The sequence below is a fragment of the Methylosarcina fibrata AML-C10 genome (assembly GCF_000372865.1).
Classification (GTDB): Bacteria; Pseudomonadota; Gammaproteobacteria; order Methylococcales; family Methylomonadaceae; genus Methylosarcina; species Methylosarcina fibrata.
The window spans coordinates 505,826-528,279 of the sequence record NZ_KB889965.1 but is presented as its reverse complement, the minus strand read 5'-3'; the positions used below and the strand labels follow the sequence as shown (position 1 = coordinate 528,279).

Below are 22,454 nucleotides of genomic sequence, written 5' to 3'. Positions count from 1 at the left end.
TCCGTTTTTGCTTGTTTTTACAGGAATGAAATCAAAACATCGCCGCCTGCGACGCCGGCACCTTCCTTGACGTGGACGGCGCCGACAATGCCGGCAAACTTGGAACGCACTTCCGTTTCCATTTTCATGGCTTCCATGATCACGACGATTTCTCCCGCCGCCACCGCAGCCCCCGGACTCACCAGAATTTTCAGGATATTACCGGCCATCGGAGCCTCCACGACGTGGCCGCTGCCGCTCGCCGGCGGGGTCTGGACGGCGCTCGCCGCCATCGGCTGAATCGATAAATCGCCGCTGCCCGGGCTGACCGTGACGCTGAAATTTCTGCCGTCGACGTTGACGGTATAGGTTTCCGGCATCTGCCGGCCGTGCCGATTTTCGTGGGTTCCGGCGGCCGTGCCGGCAGCCGGGGCTTCCGCGCACGGCGGCGCTTCAAAAGCGGCCTTGTTGCCGCGGTTGCAAAGAAATTTCCAGCCGACCTGAGCGAACATGCCGTTGATCAGAGCGTCTTCCTCCACGTTCGCAGCCAGTTGGACGCCTTCCTTTTTGGCTTTGTCCGTCACTTCGGCGATCAGTTTGTCCATTTCCGGCTCCAGCAGATCGGCCGGACGGCAGGTAATCGGCTGGCTTCCCGCCAGCACCCGTTCCTGCAACTGCCTGTTGACCGGCGCGGGCGTGGCGCCGTATTCGCCTTTCAGCACTCCCGCAGTCTCTTTGGTAATCGTTTTGTAGCGTTCGCCGTTCATCACGTTGATCACGGCCTGAGTGCCCACGATTTGCGACGTGGGCGTCACCAGCGGAATAAAGCCCAAATCTTCGCGTACCCGCGGAATTTCCCGAAGCACGTCGTCAAACCGGTCGGCTGCTCCCTGTTCCTTGAGCTGGCTTTCCATGTTGGTCAGCATGCCGCCCGGAACCTGGGAGACCAGAATGCGTCCGTCCACGCCTTTCAGACTGCCTTCGAACTGCGCGTATTTTTTCCGGATTTCCCTGAAATATTCCGCGATCTCTTCCAGCTTGTTCAAGTCCAGGCCGGTGTCGCGCGCGGTGCCTTCCAGACTGGCGACAATCGTTTCGGTCGGGCTGTGGCCGTAAGTCATGCTGAGCGAGGAGATGGCGGTATCGACGTTGTCGATGCCCGCTTCGGCGGCCTTGATGATGCTCGGAGTGCTTAAACCGGTGGTGGCGTGGCACTGCATGTGGATCGGCAGATTCGTGCTCTTTTTCAGGCGGCTGACCAGTTCATAGGCATCGTACGGCTTGAGCAGGCCGGCCATGTCCTTAATGCAGATGGAATGGGCGCCCATGTCTTCGATCCGTTTGCCGAGACTTACCCACAAATCCATCGTGTGCACGGGACTGGTCGTGTAGGAAATCGTGCCTTGCGCATGAGCGTCGGTACGCAGCACGGCTTTAATGGCGTGCTCTATGTTGCGCATGTCGTTCATCGCGTCGAAAACACGAAAAACGTCGACGCCGTTGACGGCGCTGCGTTCGATGAACTTGTCGACCACGTCGTCGGCAAAATGGCGGTAACCCAGCAAATTCTGTCCGCGCAGCAGCATTTGCTGGCGGGTTTTGGGCATGGCGGCTTTCAACAGGCGCAATCTTTCCCAGGGATCCTCGCCGAGATAGCGGATGCAAGCATCGAACGTGGCTCCACCCCATGTCTCCAAAGACCAGTAACCTATTTGATCGAGCTTCTCACAAACGGGCAGCATATCCTCGATCCGCAACCTTGTTGCCAGGATCGATTGATGCGCGTCCCGCAATACGACTTCGGTGATAGCTAAAGGCTTGGTTTTCTCTTTTGCCATACTTAAATTTTCTCCAGAGACCGGTGTAGTTTTTTCATTTCGAGTCAATAATCAATTGGCACAATATCGGTTATTTAAAACTTGAAGAGACGTTAAATCATCCTTGTTTTAATCCGGGTCGTTAGTTTCTGTTTCTATACTGGTGAACCGCCGCGCTGATCGCTGCGATCGTACTGTTGTCGGGTTCCAGCGATATTTTTTTGGGAGCGGGCGGCGCTTCGGGAAAGAAGCGCTGCAATAGGGACGACATCAAGCCGATCGCTATCACCAGCGCCGTTAAAAAAAGATAAACGACGCCCATCCCGACCAGCATTAATTCGACACCGCTATTCATGAGTTCCGCCATAACCGTCCCACCACTGGATAAATCTATGAAACAATCAGGCCATTATCCCTAAAACCTGACGCCTAAACAAACTAAAGATCAATGAATTTTTGTTTTTAATTGCTATCGCATTGAGTTCGGCAAGGATTGCTGAAAAAGTCCCGGCGATTTTCGATACCGGAAAAGCATCGAACCGGCGGAGCAACGAATGACGCTCCAGCGAAGACATCCCGGTCTGCCGGCGAAAGGCTTTCTCCCGCCTGGACAGCGGACGCCGGAAGTCAATCGGGAACGGTCACCTTTTCCGCTTCTTCCTTGTTGCGGTCCGGTTCTTCCATCGGCAGTGCCGGCTCGGAAGGCTTCGGGCGCGTTACCTGACGGCCGATGAACAAATCGTTGCCGACCACGGTGACGTCGGCAAGCCACTGTGCCGATTTCCGGCAGGTTTCGGAATAAGGCGGCTCCTTGCAGACCTCGATTTTTCCGTCGTCGAGCAGGTCGAAATGCAGCCCCGGCAAAGGCCGCACGCGCAGACCGGGCAACGGGCGGGTATAATCCAGAATGCTCGGCTCCTTGTAATGAAGCAGGTTCAGCAGAAGACCGGGCACCTGATAAAGCGGCAAACTGCCGAATTTGACCGGTCCGCGTTTGCCGTCGATGACGATCATCGGCGTGCTCACGTAAAACTTGAACATTTCCGGAGTGAATTCGCTGCGACTGGACGCCAGAACGCCGGAATCCACGTAGCCGGCAAAATTCTCCCCCAGAAAAGGCAGATGATCGCCGAAGACAACGATGATGCCGTCGGGATCGGTTTGCTGCATTTTTTTAATGAAATCCATCACTTCCCGCGACTTGTAATACACCGTATTGGCGTAAGTGGTCACCTCCTCCACCGGGGAGGCCGACTTGATCTTATTGGGGCGGCTGTCGCTCAAAGGATAGTTCCAGTGCCCGAAATAAGTCACGATGTAGTCCAGAATCGGCTGCTTGGCCGCCAGCGTCGGCGATATCTTTTCCAGGACCTGGCGAAACAGCGTCGCATCCGACATGAATTCCCGGTTCATGTCGTCCTGAACGAAATCGTCCAGCGACCAGTAGGTTTGAAATCCCATTCTTTCGTAAGCATTGACCCGGTTCCAGAACACCGGCACGTTCGGATGCGAGGCCACGGTGCGATAGCCCTGATCGGCCAGAATGTGGGGAAGACAGGGCACCTTATTGAGCAACTGACGTTCGAATTTGACGTTGTCCTTGGTCACGGGAAAACCGCACAGCACTTCGAATTCCGAATTGGCCGTGTAGCCGCCGAACACCGGCGTCAGCGCATGGGAGTAGCCGGCGCTTTTCCAGAGTTTGCGGAACTCGGGCGCCAGCGGGTTTCCGGAGTAGCGGGCTTTTTTCAAACCGTTGGGATCCCAGAAGGATTCCAGCAGCACCAGATGGATATTCCGCGGAGTAAACGGCTTCTCTTCCTCTACGGGCTCCGGAAGCCCGGACAGCAGATTCTGAGCCGCTTCGTGCGCTTCATCCATGTCCGGCGGCCGGTCGGCCAGGGCGAAATAGCGCGCCCCTTCCTGCAGGCTGTATAGGGTGGCGCCGTGCCATAAATAGTTCGAACGCTGATCCCATACCGAGTTGCCCAGATATTTGTCCAGCGGTTCGACGATCATCAAGGGTTGATAAACGATGGTCAGGCCCAGCAAAATGGCGAACAGACTCGCCAGATAGGAACTCCAGTGGCGCATCGTGAAATTGAACAGCAACAGGCTGGCAATGGCGGCCAGAGGGATGGCGGCGGCAAAAAAACGCCAGCCTTCGAGGATCAGCAGCAGCGAACGCAAGGCATAGGCGTCGTCCGGCATGATCGGGCCGCCGAAAAAGGAGATTTTAATGGCGTTGCCGACGTAGAGAAGGCCCATCAACAGGGCCTGAATGACCAGAAAAATCCATTGCCTTTTCGACAAGGCGTACAGCGTGTAGGAAACGGCCAGTTGCAACAGAAAATCGTAAGGAATTGCCGAGGTCTTGATTTGTACGTCGAATTTAAACGTGCTGATCAGATAATAAATCAGATAGAGCAGCGTGGTGGACAATAACGGCAATAATCTCGATAGCATGGAAAATGTCTTACTTAAACTTAAAATTGCAAAAGGGCCGGCGGCGCGAATGAAGTCGAAAACGGACCATATTACCATAAGCCGGCAGTTCGATTGTTTCTATCAATGGCCGGCCGGGACGGACGTCCGGGCCATTTGAAGTTGGCTATTGCCGCTGTGGCCCAATAGTCATAGAATGACCCGTTTTCGATTTCTTTAAACACAGGGGACTTCCGATGTCAGAAAAAATATGGTTTAAAACCGGCGAAGCCACGGTATTTTCAAGCGAGGGCCAGGGGACGGACGCCATGCCGGAGATCCTGATCGGCAGCGTCAAGGGACCCGCCGGCCATGCTTTCGCCAACCTGATGGGCCAGACCGAAGGGCACACCCGCATGTTCGCCATCCGGGCCTGCAACCAACAAGTGCGGCCGGCGACGATCATGGTGCCCAAAGTCACCATCAAATCGTCGGCTTACGTCAATCTGTTGGGAGGACCGGTGCAATCGGCCGTGGCCGATGCCGTGCTCGACAGCGTAATCGAGGGTGTGATTCCGGCCGCCGAGGCGAACGATTTGTGCATCATTGCGATGATCTGGATCGCTCCCGAGTGCGCGACCAATCCCGATCTCGACCGCAAGGACCTGTACCGCACCAATTACGAAGCGATGAAACTCGCCATCTCGCGCGCGATGAGCAATTCGCCCACGATTGAAGAACTCATCGCCAACCGCCATAAAATCGTCCACGAAATGTACGATCCGGAAACCGGCGAGTCTCAATGGTAGGATGACGCGAAGCCACGCAGGAGCCGGACTGAAAAAGTTCTCGCCATTTCCTGTCGTCTGCCGTCTTGATCCGAATGATGTTGCGTCGAATCCGCCTGGAAGCCTGCCCCGAATGCGATGCGCTGCTCTACCCGGCGCTTCCCGAAATCGGCGAAAAAGCGCACTGCCCTCGCTGCGGCTTGCTCCTGGAACGTCCCCGGAAAAACAGCGTCGAGCGCACCCTTGCCTTGTCGATCGCCGGCCTGGCGCTGTTTTTTCCGGCCAATTTTCTGCCTCTGGTGGGCATTCAGGTGCTGGGCAACACCCGAGACGGCGTTCTGTTTTCGGGCGTTGTTTCGCTGATGGCCGAAAACATGTGGGGAGTGGCCTTGCTGGTCCTGTTGTCGAGCATCCTGTTTCCGGCGCTGAACATCGCTTTGTCCTTGCTGATCAGCGCTCATCTTTTTTTCGACCGGCCCGACCGGCGCCTACCTCTGTGGATGCGTACGCTCCAGCATCTGGACGAATGGGCCATGCTTGAAGTCTATATGCTGGGCATCATTGTGGCCGTGGTAAAACTGTCGGACATGGCGGAATTGCGATTCGGTTTCGGCCTGTATGCCTTCATCGGTTTGCTGATCGTTACCAGCCTGCTGGCGAGCAGTCTCGATAAAGTATTGTTCTGGCGGCGCATCGATGAGCTGCTCGGCGATTTCACTCTCCGTCGATGAAAACGGCATGGGCGCAGGGGCTGATCCGCTGCCACGATTGCGGATTTTTAAGTAAGATACCGTCCGCTGGCGGCACGGCGCACCCTCCGGCCTGCCCGGTCTGCGGCGCCCCTCTGCATGCGCGCATACGGTACAGCCTGGCCCGGACCACGGCTTTTCTGCTCAGCGCTTATGCCTTATATGTCCCGGCCAATATTTTCCCGATCATGAGCGTCACCCAGTTCGGCTCGGCGGCGCCGCACACGATCCTCGGCGGCATTCTTTCGTTGATGGACAGCGACATGATTCCCATCGCCCTGCTGGTGCTGATCGCCAGCATTCTGGTGCCGCTGTCGAAACTGGTCGGCATCACCTTGTTAGTGTTGTGCGCCCGTTACCGATGGCAGGTCAATGCCCGGCTATGGACGCTCATGTATCGCATCATCGCTTTTGTCGGACGCTGGTCTATGCTCGATATTTTCATGATTTCCATTTTGGTCTCGCTGGTCGATCTGGGCGGAGTGGCGCAGATTATCGCGGGTCCCGCCGCCACCGCCTTTGCCGCCGTCGTGGTGCTCACCATGTTCGCGGCCAGAAACTTCGACCCGCGCCTGATCTGGGACAATCAGCAACGCCCATGATGAACGAGGAAGAAATCTCTTACGAAGCCGGGACGGCAACACTCAACAGGAAGCCGGAGCTGTCCCTGGTCTGGCTGCTGCCCGTCTGCGCCCTGTTGGTCAGCGCCTGGCTGATTTACAAGTCGGTATCGGAAAAAGGACCGTTGATTACGATCGATTTCCCGACGGCGGAAGGACTGGAAGTGGACAAGACCAAAATCCGCTACCTGGACGTCGAAATCGGCAAAGTCACCGCCATCGCCATCAACGACGATTTGAAAACCATCCGCGTCAGCGCGCGCATGAACCGCAGCGCCCAGGATTACATGAAAAAGAACACCAGCTTTTGGGTGGTGCGTCCCCAGGTCAGTCTGGGCGGCATCTCCGGGCTCGGCACGCTCCTGTCCGGGGCTTATATCGAAATCAAGCCGGGCAGCGGCCCCGACGAGCGCCATTTTACCGGCCTGACGGTGCCTCCGGTGCTAAAAACCGCCACCCCCGGGAAACAATTCATCCTGGAAACCAGCGACCTCGGCTCTCTGAAACCTAGAACGCCGATCAATTTTCACGGCATCACGGTGGGCGAAGTCCTCAGTCACGAGTTCACCGAAACTTCCGATGCAATCCGGCTGACTATTTTCATCAACGCCCCTTACGATCAGTTCGTACGGAAAAACACCCGTTTCTGGATCGACAGCGGCCTGGATTTGTCCGCCGGCGCCGAGGGTTTCAAGGTCAGAACAGGACCGTTGATTTCCTTGCTGAGCGGAGGCATCGCCTTCCGTGCCTCGGGCAAGGACGGCATCAAGGACATCCAGCCCGAAAACAGCGTCTTCAAGCTGTACGAAAACTACGAGCAATCCACCCAGGTCGTTTATCGGAACACCCTCAAATACGTGATGTATTTCAACGGCTCGGTCCGCGGCTTGACCGAAGGCGCTCCGGTGCAGTTACGGGGAATTCCGATCGGCGCGGTCACCAGCATCAATCTGGAACTGGACGAAAAAACAGCGGACATTCGCATCCCGGTGGTGGTCGAGCTGGAGCCGGACCGCATCAGAAAGATCAATGATCAGCCGAACGTCAAACACGAGGACATCATTGCCCAGTTGATCAAAAAAGGGCTTCGCGCGCAGCTTCAGACCGGCAGCCTGTTGACCGGCCAGTTGCTGGTCGACCTGGATTTCCATCCCGACAGTAAAATCGTCCTGACCGCCAATAAAATGGATTACCCCGAGTTTCCGACCACGGCCAGTTCGCTCGATCAATTTACCCATTCCGCCCAGATCATTATGGACAAACTGGCCAAACTGCCTTTGGAAACTCTGACCGCGGAAGCCAATAAGACGTTGACGTCGCTCCAGGGAACCGCCAGGGCGGCGGACAGTCTGATGGCCGGCGCCAAAGCAACGCTGGGCCAGGTCGACCGGACGATGACTTCCACGGAGCAGGTGTTGAATTCGCTGGCACCCGGCTCGACCACGCATTACGAACTGGACCGGTTGCTGCAGGAGTTGACCCGCGCGGCCGGCTCGGTCAAGGAGCTAACCGATTATCTGGAGCAGCACCCGGAAACCCTGCTTCATGGAAAAAAAGAGGAAGGAACGGAATGAAAGCTCATTCGCTAATCCGGCGTTGGTTGCCTTATGCCCTCGGTCTGGCCGTCGCCGCCTGCGCCTCGACCCCGCCGACCCGCTTTTATATTCTGGAGCCCCTGACCGCGTCCGGAACGGCATCCGTCAATCAGGAACCCGAACGGATCATCGGCGTCGGTCCCGTCACCCTGGCAGCCCTGCTGGAACGCAAACAACTGGTGATCCGAGACCCGGAAGGTTCGATAGAAATTTCCGAACAGCATCAGTGGGCGGCCCCGTTAAGAGACAACATACTCCAGACCTTGACCGAAAACCTCGGGATTCTGCTGTCGCGGGATCTGATCAAGGCTTATCCGTGGAGTGCTTACGGCCGGGTCGATTATCGGCTGCTGGTGGACATTGTCCGTTTCGACGCCACGCCCGGCCGTGCGGCCAACCTGGAGGCCAATTGGGCGGTCATGAAGGAAACCGACCATCGTATTCTGAAACACGGTCTGGTCAATCTGAGCCGCCCTTTGTCCGATCGTTCTCCTGCGGCTTCCGTCAAGGCGCTCAGCGAACTGATGAACGATTTCAGCCGGCAAATGGCCGGCGTTCTGGAATCGGTCCGGTAGAGCTTCCGTCATGGCAACAGCCTCCTATCGGATCCGTCCGGATTTGTCCGCTAGCCGGGCTTTCTTTATCGGCATGCACACCGGAAAAAGGATCCAATCCGCCGTCCGCCGCGCTAAAGCGTCGGCGGGAAATTGACATCCTTTCGAACCTGATTTAGAGTTCTATCCATTGGTTTTTCTGTATAACAATAACACTGATAACAATAACATTTCGGGGTACCTCCTATGGCAAGACCACTCATACAATTAGCGCTGGATTCACTGGATTTCGATCAAACCATGAGTCTGGCCGAGCAAACCGCGCCCTACGTCGACATTTTCGAAATCGGCACGCCCTGCATCAAATTCAACGGCATCGAGCTGGTCAAGGCGCTCAGAGCCAAGTTCCCGAACAAACTCATTCTGGTCGACCTCAAGACGATGGATGCGGGCGAGTACGAGGCCGCGCCTTTCTATGCGGCGGGAGCCGACATCTGCACCGTTCTGGGCGTATCCGGACTGGCCACGATCGCCGGCGTGATCAAGGCTGCCAAGGCGCACGGCGCCGAAGCCCAGATCGATCTGATCAACGTGCCGGATAAACTGGAGTGCGCGAAAGCCGCAGCCGAACTGGGCGCCCATATCGTCGGCGTCCATACCGGGCTCGATGCCCAGGCGGCCGGACAAACGCCTTTTGCCGATTTGCAGGACATCGCACGGCTGGGCCTCAACGTCAGAGTCTCGGTCGCCGGCGGCATCAAGGAGGCCACGGTCGATCAGGTGGTGCAGTCGGGCGCCGACATCATCGTGGTGGGTGCCGCCATCTACGGCGCCCCTTCCCCCGCCGAGGCGGCGCGCCGAATCAAGCAACTGGTCGACGGCCAGGGCCAGGCCGGCAATCCGCACCAGAACATGATCCTGGGCAAAGTCCATTCGATTCTAAGCGAAACCGAAGACGACTATCCCGAGCAATTGACCAAGATGCTGGACAAGGCCAAGCGAATCTTCGTCTCCGGAGCGGGCCGTTCGGGCCTGGTCTGCCGTTTCTTTGCGATGCGGCTGATGCACAGCGGTTACGACGTCAGCGTGGTCGGAGAGATCGTCACGCCGAGCATCAAAAAGGGCGATCTTCTGATCATCATTTCCGGTTCCGGCGAAACCGAACAATTGATCGCCTTTACCAAAAAAGCCCGGGAAGTAGGTGCCAAAATTGTTCTCATTACCGCAAAAAGCGGCTCCACGATCGGCGATATGGCCGACGCCGTCCTGCTGATGGGTAAACCGGATCAGTACGGCAAGGTGGTGGGCATGCCCATGGGGACGATTTTTGAACTGTCCACCCTTTCCTTCCTGGAAGCTTTGGTGTCGCATCTGATTCACGAAAAAGGCATTGCCGAAGAAGAAATGCGGACGCGTCACGCCAATCTCGAATAAGGATATGGCTGGAACTCGTTTTCCTGCCATAAATCTGCCAGGTTTTTAAAACCTGGCAGATTTATGTCGGCAACGAGCATTATCTTCAGGTGCACTCCGAGCCGCCGTTCTTCCCGCTTGCCCTGACGGGCAGCGGACGCAAATTTTGACATCCATCCTGGAACTAGAACCACAAGGGCCATTACCGGATGGCCCGATAGGAAGAGCCTACATGACTGACAGAGCACAATTACGCTGGGGCATATTGGGTGCCGCACGGGTCAACGAACGGCTGTTGCCGGCCATTGTCGAAGCGGACAATGCCCAATTGACGGCCATCGCCAGCCGGCGCCCCGGCGCCGCCGAAGAAACGCTGGCCAAATACGGACCGGGACAGACGGACGTCAAAACCTACGACCGCCTCGAAGCCTTGCTGGACGACGAGGAAGTGGAAGCGGTCTATCTGCCTCTGGCCAATCACGAACACGCCGAATGGACACTCCGTGCGATCGAGCGCGGCAAGCACGTCTTGTGCGAGAAGCCGATGGCGCTGTCCGTAGCCGACATCGACGCCATTGAAACCGCAGCAAGACGGCATCGGGTCACGGTGATGGAAGGCTTCATGTATCGTTTTCATCCGCAGCATCAGCGGGTTCTCGAACTGATCCGGTCCGGACTGTTCGGCGAGATCCGCACCGTGCGCTCCACTTATTCCTTCATGATGCGCCCGGCGCGCATGTACCGTCTGGCCGAAAGCATCGAAAACGGCGGCGGCGCGCTCTGGGACATCGGCTGCTATGCCATTCATTCGGCCCGCCTGTTTTTCGACACCCCGCCGGTTTCGGTAACGGCAGTGTCCAGCTACGTCGGCAGCGGCGCCGACATCACCACCAGCGGCATTATCGATTACGGCTCCGGAAAAATGGTGAATTTCGATTTCAGCTTCGAACGCGCCCGGCGCTGCGAATACGAAATTATTGGAACCAAAGGCGGAATTAAATGCCATACGGTCTGGCAATTGCCGGGCGATATTCCGGTCATCTCCTGGTGGACCGAAGACGGCCGGCAATGCGAAGAGCGGATGCCGCCCGAAAACCATTTCCGGCTGGAAATCGAACATTTCAGCCGGTGCGTCCTGAACCGATCCGAACCGGCGCTTTCGCTGGAAGATGCCAGAAGCAACTGCGAGCTGCTGGTGGCCGCCATGCAATCCGCCGCACTGGGACGTCAGGTCAAACTGGGTTGAGAAGGCGGTTTTTCCTGTCCGCCGGCAACAGAGCTGCCGAAGCCGGTCAGGATAAGACCAACGCTCAATATTCACCCTTTTCACAAAACATCATTTATGAGGAATCAGAATGTCGGATTACAAGAAATACTACTGCATGGAATGCGAGCACATCTACGATGAAGAAAAAGGCGATCCGGACAGCGGTATCGCTCCGGGAACCCGTTGGGAAGATATTCCTGAGGACTGGGAATGCCCGATATGCGGGGCTCCCAAGAGTTTTTTCAAATTATTGGTGTAAAACTCACCGGCGAAGCGGGGCGGTTCCCGCTTCGTCTTTTCGCTTCCGCAGCTCGCGGTAAACGATCCAGATCCCGGCCGCCATGCCCAGGTGTTTGAGCGTGTGGCCGCTGACCCAGCCCAAAAGACTGTAAATTTCCGCATCCAGATGTTCGGCGATTTTAGCCGCCGCGAACGTTCCCAGCAATCCCCAGACAACGCGAGGATGAAGCTCGGCCGAGTTAAACAGCCGAAGAATGACCGGCGCCAGGATGACCGGTAAAAACTGAACCAGCGCATAAAGGCGCAGATCGCCGTGGCCGCTCAGTTCGGTGATGTACCAGTAAGCGACCGAGACCAATCCCAGGATCAGCAAGGGGATGAACAACTGCCGGGCGCTTCGTGCCGAAACGTACTCCCCGATCAGAACGCAGAAAAAAGACGTCATCGCGACAGTGATCGGCAGCCGATCCCACACCAGGGTTTGATTGTCCGGATGGGAGTGGTAATAGGCCGAACCGCAACCGATAAGAAAGATGCCGGCAAAAAAACCGAAATAGAGCGCCGTCAGGGAGCCGAGCGGCCGGTTGTTTTCGTGCGCCGCGATCAGGCGCATGCCCTTATACCCGATCACTACGAAAGGCCCATTGGAAATCACATTGAGAAAGTTGGCAATACCCAACGCCGCGCGCCGATCCGCGAAGCGGTGATAAGCAGGATCCTGGGCAATCGGATCGGCCAGGCCGAACAATCCGGCGGTGGCGGCCACGGTCAAAAAAATGATGATTTTCAGGCGTGGATCGAAGGTCACGGCGATCGGAAAAACTCAATCAGAAGTGAAATTCCGGACAGTCAGACGCCGGCTTGCCGATGCTTTGACCTACGATTTCAGGGTATCCGGCTCTATTTTACCGGCCACATCAAGATTCCGCCACCTGCCCGATGTCATCGAGCATGGCTTGATAATCGAGATAATTCACGGCGATCGGCACGATGCGTTTTCCGTGCTGCAGCCGCAGCGACGGATAGGTCGTAACACCCCACCGTCTGGCCTGGCCGATTTGATCCTGTAACTCCTTGTCCAAACTTTCACTGGCCATATCCTGTACGAACCGGTCCGGATGCAGCGAGATAGCGGCGGCGCATTCCTGAAGCACCGAAAACAGCGCAGGATTTTTGGCTTGCCGGTAATAAGCGGTTTGAATGGCAAGGATCATGGCGTCTTCATACTCAGCGCCTTGCCGTGCCGCGGCCAGAACCGCCCGGCAGGCCGGATAAGTCGAGCGGATTGGCGTATTCAACATCCAGAAGTCGTCATTGAAGCGAATTCCGGGAACGGTCCGTTCGATTCGGCGCCAGGTCTGCCGTATGCGCTCCTGCAGATCCTGGGGCATCACCGTCGTCGTGTCGGGAGCCAGCCCGCCCACCCGTTTCTCGAGCCGGACGGAACAAGGCAGATGGTTTTTCAAAGCGAACAGCGCGGGCTGAAACGCATAACACCAACTGCACATCGGATCGTGGATGTAAAATAACGTGTCGCTCATGGCAGAAAGGCTTTATTGCTGCGGCCTTCTCTCTTGAAGGCGGATAGAACCGGCCGGGAATGACGGGCCAAAAAGATGTTCAAGAGTATTGGATAGAAGAAAAGTCACGGGTTTAAGGCGATACCTCCGGTTGATCGGGATTCGAAGCCGAGTCCTTTTCCGATGCCGGTGCGGCTGCATTATCGCCCTTTTCCGATGCGGGCGCCGCCTCCGGAGCAGGCGTTTCATCCAATCCAAAAAGACCGGTCAACATTTCCCACAAGGTTTTTTCGACCTCGCGTTTGGGCACTTCGACCGTCGTTTCCTCGGACACCTTGACCACCGGCTGGCTGCTCGGCCTGAAGTCTCCCTGGATGCCCACGATGTTGTCCCCGTCGAATATCAGGGTGACTTTCTTTTCCTGCCGCGGCTCGCCGCCCGGCTGATTCGAGTAGATATAATCCCAGCGGTCCGGATGGAAGACGTCGTTCAACATCGGAGAGCCCATGATATAGAGCACCTGCCGTTTCGTCATGTTGGGCCGCAACTGGTCGACCATCGATTGATCGATAATATTCCCTTGCTGAACATTGATGGTGTATACCCCAGGCAGATTATTCAAAATGGGCGAGCAGGACACCGCCGACAAACCGGCCACGGCACTTAAAAAACGAAAAAACTTACTCATTAAAAAGCTGCAAATTGATTAAAATCTTGAAATCATACCCGATGTTAAGCAATTATCCTATGGGACTTTATAATATCGCATCCGAGCCGGACAAGCACGGGCCATGCGTCCGGAAACGGACGATCGGCTTTCGGTTCGGGATCGCGGGTCGTTATCGGAAGGGATCGCTCGCTTCTCCCCGATTTATAAAACAGCCGTGCCCATCACGGCCAAAAAAGGCTACAATGTGCAATCCAAAGACAACTGCCGGACCCGGCGCATAACCCGGAGATTAAAAGTGGAAACGCACGATATTAGAAATGCAGGTCTTAAGGTGACTTTGCCTCGCGTTAAAATTTTGCAAATTCTGGAAAACCAGGTCGACGAACATCATCTCACCGCAGAACAAGTTTACAAAATTCTGTTGAGCGAGCACGAGGAAATCGGCCTGGCGACGGTTTATCGCGTCCTGACCCAGTTTGAAGCGGCCGGGTTGGTAACCCGTCATCATTTTGAAGGGGGTAATTCCGTATTCGAACTGGCCAAAGGCGATCACCACGATCACATCATGTGTATGAAATGCGGCAAGGTGGATGAATTTACCGATGAAATCATCGAAAACCGGCAGAAAGAAATTGCCCAAAGGATGGGTTATCAACTGACCGATCACAGCCTCTATTTATACGGTTTTTGCCCCAACTGCAAAAAATCCTGACATTTTCAGCCGACCTTCCACTTCATGTTTAAACCTCTGATTTTTTATATCGGCTTGCGTTATACGCGAGCCAAGCGCCGCACTCAGTTCATTTCTTTTATCACCCTGACCTCCGTCCTCGGCATAGCGCTGGGGGTAACGGCTTTGATCACGGTCCTGTCGGTCATGAACGGTTTCGAAGCCGAATTGCGGGAACGCATTCTCGGCATGACGGCTCACGCCACCGTCACCGGAAAATATGGCGAGCTGTACGACTGGCCCGAAGCCGAGAACAGACTGAAAAACTTTCCTCATATCGAGGGTACCGCGCCATTCATCACCGGTCAGGTCATGATCAACGCCGAACGGCGCGTCAGCGGCACGTTGGTGAACGGCATTTCGCCCGAATATGAATCGAGAGTGTCGGAAGTCGGTGCCAAAATGATCGCGGGGCACCTGTCCGATCTGGTGCCCGGTCAGTACGGCATTGTCCTGGGCGCGGAGCTGGCCGGTTACCTCGGCGTCGTCCTGGGCGACAAAGTCACCGTAATCAGTCCGCAAATCAATTCGACCCCGGCCGGGGTCATTCCCAGAATGCGGCGGTTTACCGTGGTCGGCGTTTTTCAGGTCGGCATGTACGAATACGACCGCAACATGGCCCTCATCCACATTGACGATGCCGCCAAACTGTTCCGTATGGACGGCGCCGTGTCGGGCCTCCGGATCAAACTGGACGATTTGTTCAATGCGCCGAAAATCACCCGCGAACTGGCGACGGCGCTTTATGACGATTACCGGGTCAGCGACTGGACCCAGGCACACAGCAACTTCTTCAAGGCGATCAGAACCGAAAAGACGGTCATGTTCATCATCCTGCTGCTCATTGTCGCCGTGGCCGCGTTCAACATCGTATCGACCCTGGTCATGGTGGTGACCGACAAACGCGGAGACATCGCCATTTTAAAAACCCAGGGCCTGACTTCCGTCTCGGTGATGGGCATTTTTATCGTTCTCGGCACCGTCATCGGCGTGGTCGGCACCGTCATCGGCACCGTGGGCGGCATTTTATTGGCCTTGAACGCCGACGCCATCGTCAAACGCATCGAAGAATTTTTTCACGTTAATTTCATGCCGGCCGACGTTTATTACATCAGCCAACTGCCTTCCAAGCTGGTCTGGTCGGACGTCTACACGATCGCCGGCATGGCTTTTGTTCTGTCGCTGCTGGCAACGATTTACCCGGCCTGGCAGGCCGCCAAAGTCAATCCCGCGGAAGTACTCAGATATGAATAACCCTCCTATGCTGCAATGCCGGCAACTCACCAAACGTTACATGCAGGGTCCGCTCAACGTCGAGGTATTGAAAGGCGTCAATCTGACCATCGGCAGGGGCGAACGCATTGCGATCATGGGCGCTTCCGGATCGGGCAAAAGCACCCTGCTCCATTTGCTCGGCGGTCTGGAAAAACCCACCGGCGGACAGATCGTGCTGGATAACGTCGATCTCCAGAAAGTCGGTCCGAGCAGACTGGCCAAATTGAGAAATGCCTCTTTGGGCTTTGTTTATCAATCGCATCATCTGCTCGGTGAATTTACCGTGCTGGAAAACGTGGCCATGCCCTTGCTGATCGCCGGAACATCGGTCAAGACGGCGCGCGAACGCGCCGGCAAGCTGTTGCATCGGGTGGGCCTCGGCCATCGCATGGAACACAAGCCGGGCGAAATATCCGGCGGCGAAAGGCAACGGGCCGCGGTGGCAAGGGCGCTGATCAACCATCCGGGTTTGATTCTGGCGGACGAACCGACCGGCAATCTGGACAGCAAGACGGCCGATCAGGTGTATCAATTGATGCTGGAACTGAACCAGGAGCTTAACGTCAGCTTACTGGTGGTGACTCACGATCACGAACTGGCTTCCAGAATGGGCAAGGTGCTGCACATGGAAGACGGCGTCATCGTTAGCTGAAATCCCGAGCACGGAAAGGATCGCGCGCCTCGGTTTTCCGCTCTTCCTTGGGAGCGGGGTATTTTTCCGCCAGCGCCGCCCTTCTTTGCTTTCGCTCTTTCCATCTCTTGAGCGTGTGCTGCCGCCAGAAATACTGGATGCCGAAATAACCGGCGGACGAAGAAACCACGCCCAGAATGAAGCACCCCAGCAGGAAAGGCTGCCAGATGCCGCCCAGACCGGAAAACAAACCCGTCAGTGAAAACTCGAACTGGCTCTCGGTCTCCGGAGCATTCATGAACCAGAGCCCGACCTCGTAGGCAAAATAAAACAAGGGCGGCATCGTGACCGGATTGGTGACCCAGACCAGAATGACCGAAAGGGGCAGATTGGCGCTGAAATAAATGGCCGCCGCCGCGGAGATGGCCATTTGCGTCGGCGTCGGTATCCAGGCGCAGAACAGGCCGACGGCAAAGGCGAGCGATACGGAACGCCTGTTCAAATGCCATAAATTGGGCTGATGCAGTTTCTCCCCGAGAAACTGAAGGCTTTTGTGTTGTTTGATGAATTCGGGATCGGGTACAAATCGATCGAGTAATTTTTGTATGTATTCTTTAGCCATCTTTTTGCATTTACCGAGAGTGACCGGGCCAGTTTAGCAGATAATGGTCATACGAAAAACACCGTGCATTACCCTTTGACCTGGAATACGCAAGCAGTTCTCCGGTTTTGAAAAAACAGCGTGCCCAAGACTGAAGTTCCTTCCGGCACGAAGATGAAGCCGGCCGAGCAAGCCTAAACGCGCCGATTAGCCCCGATGCCGCCGTAAGAAGACTCTGCCGCGTTCTGGAAACCGGCAGATCCGTGACTGGCCGTGATTGTCGAAAAGCCGGGAGCTGTAAGGCGAATACCCCGCCTTTAACCGTCCTGCCGGAATTTTGCCTCGCGTTCAGCAGGTTTTTGAGCGGTATCCGTCAACCGGCGTATGAGTCCTTGTTCTCCGCTTTTCATGACTTTGCCGTGGTTCCATATGAAGACAGGACGGCTCAGGTCGCCGAACCAGTCCATCCAGGGCTTGCACGTATGGACGTGCCAGTAGAAGCAAACTTCGGTCTCGATCGGCGCCGTCCGACAGGCAAACCGGCAGACGCCCTTGCCTCGCAAATCGCCGCTGACTTCCACGGCGATCGAGCGCCGGGGCTTTAATTCGATGACGCGCAGGTTCATCGCCAGCCGGTAGGGTAAAGCCGTGCGCCAGACGTAGTGCCTGATGTTGTTCAAACCGTTCGGCTCGCCGGCCGAAATTTCATCGACCCCGGCCACATACTTCCACCATGAAGGCCAGTTCTCGGTATGGATCAGACAGGACCAGACCGCTTCGAGAGAAGCCGGTATTCGCCAGGTGGTGGTTAAAAAAAACTCGGGCATCGGAAAAGATCAAGAGTTTACCGCCGCCGTCTCATGGATAAACCCGGCAAGTCGGCGGCATGACGGCCATCGTCCAGTCCGCCTCCGGAGTCCGGAAAATAAGACGACTCATTCTTCATGGCTGTGCGGATGATCCGCATGTTCTTCGATCGGATCGGAAACCGATTCGTCATGGCCGAGCGGAGAGTGCATAGGCTCCTTGAACTCTATCGGATCGGGACTCGACTCTTCATGAACGTGCGGATGATGCTCGTGTTCCTGAATTTCTATCTGATCGGGAATCGACTCCACGCCGATGCCATATTTATACACCAGCAACCCTCCCAAATCGGCGGCCAGCAGCATGATCGCGCACAGGACGGCCGCTACGATCAGAAACAGAACATTGGCGCCGCCGCGCATCCGGCTGCCGCCTACCCATCGCCAGATCGACAGAACAAAGACCAACGCCAGGGTAACGATGCCGTACAGTTCAAGCGCCTCCATGATGCCGTGCACATTATCGCCGTGCATGACCGAATTGCCGGCCAGGAATCCGGAAACGACGGTGAATACGGTCGAAATCGCGCCCATATACAAAAGCCAACTGGCAACTACCCGCCACTCGGCTTTTTTGAACCAGGTACCGGCCAGATCGATAATCAAAAACGCCGGCAGGAAGGCAAGGGGAAAATGGACCAACATGGGGTGGAGGTTATCCATGGCCGCGATTCCCGGAAAAAACGAGGGAACTATTTCCGAAGGCGTCTCGGCAACCCATCCTTCGAGAAAAGTCAGCAGCGAGGCAAGAGTTTCCGCGACGCCGCCGTGATCGTGATCCGCTCCTCCGTGAATCTGGAATGATAGAGTGTGAAAGACCATTGTTCGTTATGAGCTTAAAATTAAAAGAAGCACAATCTACTCGATATTTGAATAAATGCAAATGAAAAAGTCTTTTAAAATTTTTATCATCCGATAATTCACTCGGAATTTCACGAGCCGCGGGCCGTCTCCGAAAACCGCATCGGGTCAAAGTGAACTGCGTTCCGAAGTGGCTTCGGTTGCGGCGAAATCATTCGGTCAAGCCGAAGGATCGAACAACAATTCGGGTTTGCCGGTAAAGTAACCCTGAGCATAATCGACTCCGAGATTTTTCAGTTTTTCCAGTTGCTCGGCATTTTCCACGTATTCGGCGATCGTTTCCCGATGAAAGAGAGAGGCCGCTTCGGTAATGAAATCGACCACCAGTTCGCAATAAGGATCCTCGGTCAGATTATGAATAAAGGAACCGTCGATCTTGAAAAAATCGACGTCGAATTTCGACAGATTCGATAGATTGCTGGAGCCGATGCCGATATCGTCCAACGACAACTGGCAGCCCAATCGGTTCTTTAAAGATTTCATGAAGAGGATGGCCTGCCGGTAATCCTGGTCGGCTACGTTTTCGGTGATTTCAAAACAAACTTGCCGGGAATCCACGCCGAACTCTCTAAAATCGTTGAAAACCTTGTCCAGAAAGCCCGGGTAGCGGATCGTGCTGCCCGAGATGTTCAGCGAATAAACGATATCCTGGCGTTCTTGCTGGTGAATGTACCGGGCGAAATGATGGACGACGTACAGGTCCACCTCCCGGCTGATGTGAAACAATTCCGCCGCCTGGAGAAAACGGTTTTGCGAATCGATATCCCCGTCTCCGCTTCGGTAACGCAGCAAAACTTCCGCCTTCGCAGTCGTGACCGAATGATTCAGCGGTACGATCGGTTGTGCGTAGAGAATGAACGAATTGTTCGCCAAGCCTTCTCTCAATTCGGGCAATAATTCCAGCAGATTGTAATATTCGTGCAGAAACGGGTCATCCGGCTCGATCAGCTTCACGACACTGTTGCCGGCCCTTCGGGCTTGATAGAGCGCTTCGTCGACCGCCGCCAGCATCCGTTCAGGGGTCTTGTAGGCCGGCGAAATGGCGGTCACCCCAATGATCAATTTGGGATAATAAGGCAGCTCAAAAACGGTAATGCACTGCCGGTCGAGATAGTCCGCCAGTTCTTCGGCAAATTCGACGCCTTTCTTGACCGGCAGATCGAGCACGACGCCGAACCGGTTATGATCGAGTTGGCCGATATAGGCATTGGGCAAGCGTTTCACCTTTTTCAGGATGATTGCGCGAATCGAAGCCAGCAACCCTTCTTCCGCCTCGGTTCCCTGCAGGAGACTGGCAATCTGCAAAGTGTGATTGACTTCTATATAAAGTAACGAACGGCTGCGACCGATATCTTGCGATATCTGCCTCACCATTTCGATGAATAAAAGCCTGCTCAAAAACTTCATTTAGAAACCCGGCAGTTGGAGGGGTGTCCGCCCGGAAATCGTCCTTTTCGGTTGAAACGGTATTTGCTCAACAGAACCTCGGGCGGCATGGGACATAATCTACATCCGTGCAGGAATCGGAAGAAAGGGCCCTGAAACTGAAATTACGACACGTTTTCATAAAGGCTATTTTACAATAACTGTCCGGGGGAAACTTAACTCGTTCGGAAATTCCCGAATACTATTGCTGGAGCCAAAGATTATGTCAAATTTGCGTATCCTGTTATTGATCGTTCTCATCTTGTCAATCGGCGGCTTTTTTTACTTCGATCTCCAGGACGCGCTGACTCTGGACAATCTGAAGTCCCGGCAGGCCGATTTGAAAGCCTACGTCGGCCTTCATCCTCTGCCGGCCGGGTTGCTGTATGCGCTGATTTATATCGCCGTAACCGGCTTGTCGCTGCCGGGTGCGACCTTGCTGACGCTGGCCGGAGGAGCGCTGTTCGGTTTGGGATGGGGCACCTTGCTGGTCTCGTTCGCATCGAGTATCGGCGCGACCCTGGCCTTTCTGGCCGCGCGCTTCTTGTTCCGGGATGCGGTGAAAGCCCGGCTCGGGGAAAGGCTCAGCGCCATCGATGAAGGAATCGAACGGGAAGGCGCTTATTATCTGTTTACGCTGCGGCTGGTTCCCCTGTTTCCGTTTTTCATCATCAATCTGGCCATGGGCTTGACCCATCTGAGCGTTTTTACCTTTTACTGGGTCAGCCAGGCGGGCATGCTCGCCGGCACTCTGGTGTACGTCAACGCCGGCACCCAACTGGCGAAAGTCGAATCGCTTTCCGGCTTGTTGTCTCCGCCGTTGGTCGGTTCATTCGCATTATTGGGACTCTTTCCGCTGCTAGCGAAAAAAATCGTGGAGAATTGGCCGAAATGAACAAGAAAATGCCGGTTCGATCCTGGCCCCGGCCCAGGCGCTTCGACACGAATCTCGCCGTCATCGGCGGCGGGGCGGCAGGACTGGTGACCTCCTATATCGCCGCCGCCGTCAGAGCCAAAGTCACTCTGATCGAAGCCGGCAACCTGGGCGGCGATTGCCTGAATACCGGCTGCGTGCCGTCGAAAGCGTTGATCCGATCGACCCGGCTGCTGGCCAGAATGCGGCGGTCTTCGGAATACGGCATCCGGAACGTTGCGGTCGATTGCGAGTTCGAAGACATCATGAAGCGTGTGCAGCAGGTCATCCATGCCGTGGCGCCGCACGATTCCGCCGAGCGCTACCGGCAATTGGGCGTCGAGGTCATCGAAGGCCGGGCCCGGTTCATCACGCCCTGGACAATCGAGGTGGCCACGCCCGGCGAAACCCGGACGATCACCGCCAAGGCAGTGGTGATCGCGGCGGGAGCCCGGCCTCTGATCCCCCCGATTCCCGGACTCGACCTTGTGCCCTACCTGACTTCCGACACGATCTGGGCCTTGCGGGAGCGGCCCGAACGTCTGCTGGTCCTGGGCGGCGGACCGATCGGCTGCGAACTGGGCCAGTGCTTCGTCCGGCTGGGCGCCCGGGTCACGCTGGTGGAAATGGCGCCCCGCCTCTTGAGCCGGGAAGACAGAGAAGTCTCCGGGCTTGTCGCGAAAAGTTTCGAAAAGGAAGGAATCGACTTGCGGCTGGAGCACAGCGCCAGGCAATTCGTCGTCGAGAACGGCGAAAACGTCCTGCTGGCCGAACACCGGGGAGAAACCGTGCGGCTGCCGTTCGACCGGGTATTGCTGGCCCTGGGCCGGAGCGCAACTATTTCGGGTTACGGGCTCGAAGAAATCGGCCTGGAGCTGTCGCCGAAACAGACGATCCGGGTCGACGCTTTCCAGGCAACCAATCATGCCCATATTTTTGCCTGCGGCGACGTCGCCGGCCCTTATCAGTTTACCCATGCGGCGGCGCATCAGGCCTGGTACGCGGCGGTCAATGCCTTGTTCGGGAGCTTCTGGAAATTTCGCACCGACTATTCAATCATTCCCTGGGCGACGTTTACCGATCCCGAAGTGGCCCGAGTCGGCCTGAACGAGCAGGACGCTCTTGCACAAGGCATTCCATACGAAATCAGCACCTACGATCTGGCCGATCTGGACCGGGCCATCGTCGACAGTGAAACCGAAGGGTTCGTCAAAGTCCTCACCGTGCCCGGCAAGGACAAGATTCTCGGTGTGACGCTGGTCGGCGAACACGCCGGCGACCTGATCGCCGAATTTGTTCTGGCGATGAAATACAACATCGGCCTGAACAAAATCCTGAACACGATCCATATCTACCCTACCCTTGCCGAAGGCAATAAATACGCAGCGGGGGTCTGGAAGCGCCAGCACCAGCCGGAAACCCTGCTCAAGCTCTTGGCGCGTTTTCATGCCTGGCGGCGGGGCTGAACGGCGAGATAGGCGTGCCGGCCCAACAAACGGAATTTATTGTTGAAGCA

Annotated in this window: 23 protein-coding genes; 13 read left to right on the top strand and 10 right to left on the bottom strand. The window is 55.9% G+C overall.

Features of this window, described 5'->3' with window-relative positions:
• Positions 1-17: 17 nt before the first annotated feature.
• The 3 genes from oadA to A3OW_RS0102625 all read right to left on the bottom strand — a co-directional run bounded on the left by oadA (position 18) and on the right by A3OW_RS0102625 (position 4,262).
• Positions 18-1,817: a sodium-extruding oxaloacetate decarboxylase subunit alpha gene (gene oadA / locus A3OW_RS0102640; protein ID WP_020561881.1), complete on the bottom strand. Its 1,800-nt coding sequence runs from the start codon at positions 1,815-1,817 to the stop codon at positions 18-20.
• 121 nt (positions 1,818-1,938) lie between these two features.
• On the bottom strand, positions 1,939-2,151 hold the full coding sequence (locus tag A3OW_RS0102635; RefSeq protein WP_232422318.1) for an OadG family protein: 213 nt from the start codon (positions 2,149-2,151) through the stop codon (positions 1,939-1,941).
• A 272-nt stretch (positions 2,152-2,423) separates the two neighbouring features.
• Positions 2,424-4,262, bottom strand: coding sequence for an LTA synthase family protein (locus tag A3OW_RS0102625; protein ID WP_020561878.1), 1,839 nt, complete (start codon positions 4,260-4,262; stop codon positions 2,424-2,426).
• Between the two features lie 215 nt (positions 4,263-4,477).
• Between A3OW_RS0102625 and fae the strand changes: the two genes are divergently transcribed.
• The 8 genes from fae (at position 4,478) to A3OW_RS0102575 (ending at position 11,465) form a co-directional block, all read left to right on the top strand.
• Positions 4,478-5,029 carry a formaldehyde-activating enzyme gene (gene fae / locus A3OW_RS0102615; RefSeq protein WP_020561876.1) on the top strand — a complete coding sequence of 184 codons (552 nt, stop codon included), beginning with the start codon at positions 4,478-4,480 and terminating at the stop codon, positions 5,027-5,029.
• Between the two features lie 74 nt (positions 5,030-5,103).
• Positions 5,104-5,739: a paraquat-inducible protein A gene (locus tag A3OW_RS0102610; RefSeq protein WP_033411531.1), complete on the top strand. Its 636-nt coding sequence runs from the start codon at positions 5,104-5,106 to the stop codon at positions 5,737-5,739.
• Complete coding sequence (locus A3OW_RS0102605) at positions 5,736-6,359, top strand: paraquat-inducible protein A (protein ID WP_020561874.1); 624 nt, start codon at positions 5,736-5,738, stop codon at positions 6,357-6,359. The genes A3OW_RS0102610 and A3OW_RS0102605 overlap by 4 nt, the downstream gene beginning before the upstream one ends.
• Complete coding sequence (locus A3OW_RS0102600) at positions 6,356-7,951, top strand: PqiB family protein (protein WP_020561873.1); 1,596 nt, start codon at positions 6,356-6,358, stop codon at positions 7,949-7,951. The genes A3OW_RS0102605 and A3OW_RS0102600 overlap by 4 nt, the downstream gene beginning before the upstream one ends.
• The gene (locus A3OW_RS0102595; protein WP_020561872.1) at positions 7,948-8,547 is read left to right on the top strand and encodes a PqiC family protein; all 600 of its coding nucleotides are present in this window, start codon (positions 7,948-7,950) and stop codon (positions 8,545-8,547) included. Before A3OW_RS0102600 ends, A3OW_RS0102595 begins: the two co-directional genes overlap by 4 nt.
• Before the next feature lie 225 nt (positions 8,548-8,772).
• Positions 8,773-9,960, top strand: coding sequence for a bifunctional 3-hexulose-6-phosphate synthase/6-phospho-3-hexuloisomerase (gene hxlAB / locus A3OW_RS0102590; RefSeq protein ID WP_026223278.1), 1,188 nt, complete (start codon positions 8,773-8,775; stop codon positions 9,958-9,960).
• A gap of 211 nt (positions 9,961-10,171) precedes the next feature.
• Entirely contained in the window at positions 10,172-11,185 is a 1,014-nt protein-coding gene (locus A3OW_RS0102580; RefSeq protein ID WP_020561869.1) for a Gfo/Idh/MocA family protein, read from the top strand.
• 109 nt (positions 11,186-11,294) lie between these two features.
• On the top strand, positions 11,295-11,465 hold the full coding sequence (locus A3OW_RS0102575; protein ID WP_020561868.1) for a rubredoxin: 171 nt from the start codon (positions 11,295-11,297) through the stop codon (positions 11,463-11,465).
• A gap of 3 nt (positions 11,466-11,468) precedes the next feature.
• On the opposite strand, the gene A3OW_RS0102570 is transcribed toward A3OW_RS0102575, so the two are convergent.
• The 3 genes from A3OW_RS0102570 to A3OW_RS0102560 form a co-directional block, all read right to left on the bottom strand.
• Entirely contained in the window at positions 11,469-12,254 is a 786-nt protein-coding gene (locus A3OW_RS0102570; RefSeq protein WP_020561867.1) for a ceramidase domain-containing protein, read from the bottom strand.
• Between the two features lie 109 nt (positions 12,255-12,363).
• Positions 12,364-12,987 (bottom strand): DsbA family protein, encoded by a 624-nt coding sequence (locus A3OW_RS0102565; protein WP_020561866.1) that lies wholly within the window; start codon positions 12,985-12,987, stop codon positions 12,364-12,366.
• A 112-nt stretch (positions 12,988-13,099) separates the two neighbouring features.
• The gene (locus tag A3OW_RS0102560; protein WP_020561865.1) at positions 13,100-13,654 is read right to left on the bottom strand and encodes an outer membrane protein assembly factor BamE; all 555 of its coding nucleotides are present in this window, start codon (positions 13,652-13,654) and stop codon (positions 13,100-13,102) included.
• Between the two features lie 277 nt (positions 13,655-13,931).
• Here A3OW_RS0102560 and fur point away from each other — a divergent pair, with 277 nt between their 5' ends.
• The 3 genes from fur to lolD are packed head-to-tail and all read left to right on the top strand — an operon-like array spanning position 13,932 to position 16,293.
• A complete protein-coding gene (gene fur, locus A3OW_RS0102555) occupies positions 13,932-14,348 on the top strand; it encodes a ferric iron uptake transcriptional regulator (RefSeq protein WP_026223277.1) in 417 nt (138 codons plus the stop codon).
• A gap of 24 nt (positions 14,349-14,372) precedes the next feature.
• Positions 14,373-15,620, top strand: a complete 1,248-nt coding sequence (locus A3OW_RS0102550; protein WP_020561863.1) for a lipoprotein-releasing ABC transporter permease subunit — start codon at positions 14,373-14,375, stop codon at positions 15,618-15,620.
• On the top strand, positions 15,613-16,293 hold the full coding sequence (lolD, locus tag A3OW_RS0102545; protein WP_026223276.1) for a lipoprotein-releasing ABC transporter ATP-binding protein LolD: 681 nt from the start codon (positions 15,613-15,615) through the stop codon (positions 16,291-16,293). Before A3OW_RS0102550 ends, lolD begins: the two co-directional genes overlap by 8 nt.
• On the opposite strand, the gene A3OW_RS0102540 is transcribed toward lolD, so the two are convergent.
• The 4 genes from A3OW_RS0102540 to A3OW_RS0102525 all read right to left on the bottom strand — a co-directional run bounded on the left by A3OW_RS0102540 (position 16,286) and on the right by A3OW_RS0102525 (position 20,007).
• Positions 16,286-16,894, bottom strand: coding sequence for a DUF2062 domain-containing protein (locus tag A3OW_RS0102540; RefSeq protein WP_020561861.1), 609 nt, complete (start codon positions 16,892-16,894; stop codon positions 16,286-16,288). The genes lolD and A3OW_RS0102540 overlap by 8 nt on opposite strands.
• Positions 16,895-17,190: 296 nt before the next feature.
• Entirely contained in the window at positions 17,191-17,700 is a 510-nt protein-coding gene (locus tag A3OW_RS0102535; protein ID WP_020561860.1) for an SRPBCC family protein, read from the bottom strand.
• Positions 17,701-17,808: 108 nt separating this feature from the next.
• Entirely contained in the window at positions 17,809-18,561 is a 753-nt protein-coding gene (locus tag A3OW_RS23865; RefSeq protein WP_020561859.1) for a DUF2231 domain-containing protein, read from the bottom strand.
• A gap of 198 nt (positions 18,562-18,759) precedes the next feature.
• Positions 18,760-20,007, bottom strand: coding sequence for an EAL domain-containing protein (locus A3OW_RS0102525; RefSeq protein WP_020561858.1), 1,248 nt, complete (start codon positions 20,005-20,007; stop codon positions 18,760-18,762).
• A gap of 241 nt (positions 20,008-20,248) precedes the next feature.
• On the opposite strand from A3OW_RS0102525, the gene A3OW_RS28425 reads away from it, so the two are divergent.
• Together A3OW_RS28425 and A3OW_RS23860 are read left to right on the top strand one after the other, a co-directional pair.
• On the top strand, positions 20,249-20,920 hold the full coding sequence (locus A3OW_RS28425) for a TVP38/TMEM64 family protein (RefSeq protein WP_033411527.1): 672 nt from the start codon (positions 20,249-20,251) through the stop codon (positions 20,918-20,920).
• Positions 20,917-22,404: a dihydrolipoyl dehydrogenase family protein gene (locus A3OW_RS23860; protein ID WP_033411942.1), complete on the top strand. Its 1,488-nt coding sequence runs from the start codon at positions 20,917-20,919 to the stop codon at positions 22,402-22,404. The genes A3OW_RS28425 and A3OW_RS23860 overlap by 4 nt, the downstream gene beginning before the upstream one ends.
• Positions 22,405-22,454: the final 50 nt, after the last annotated feature.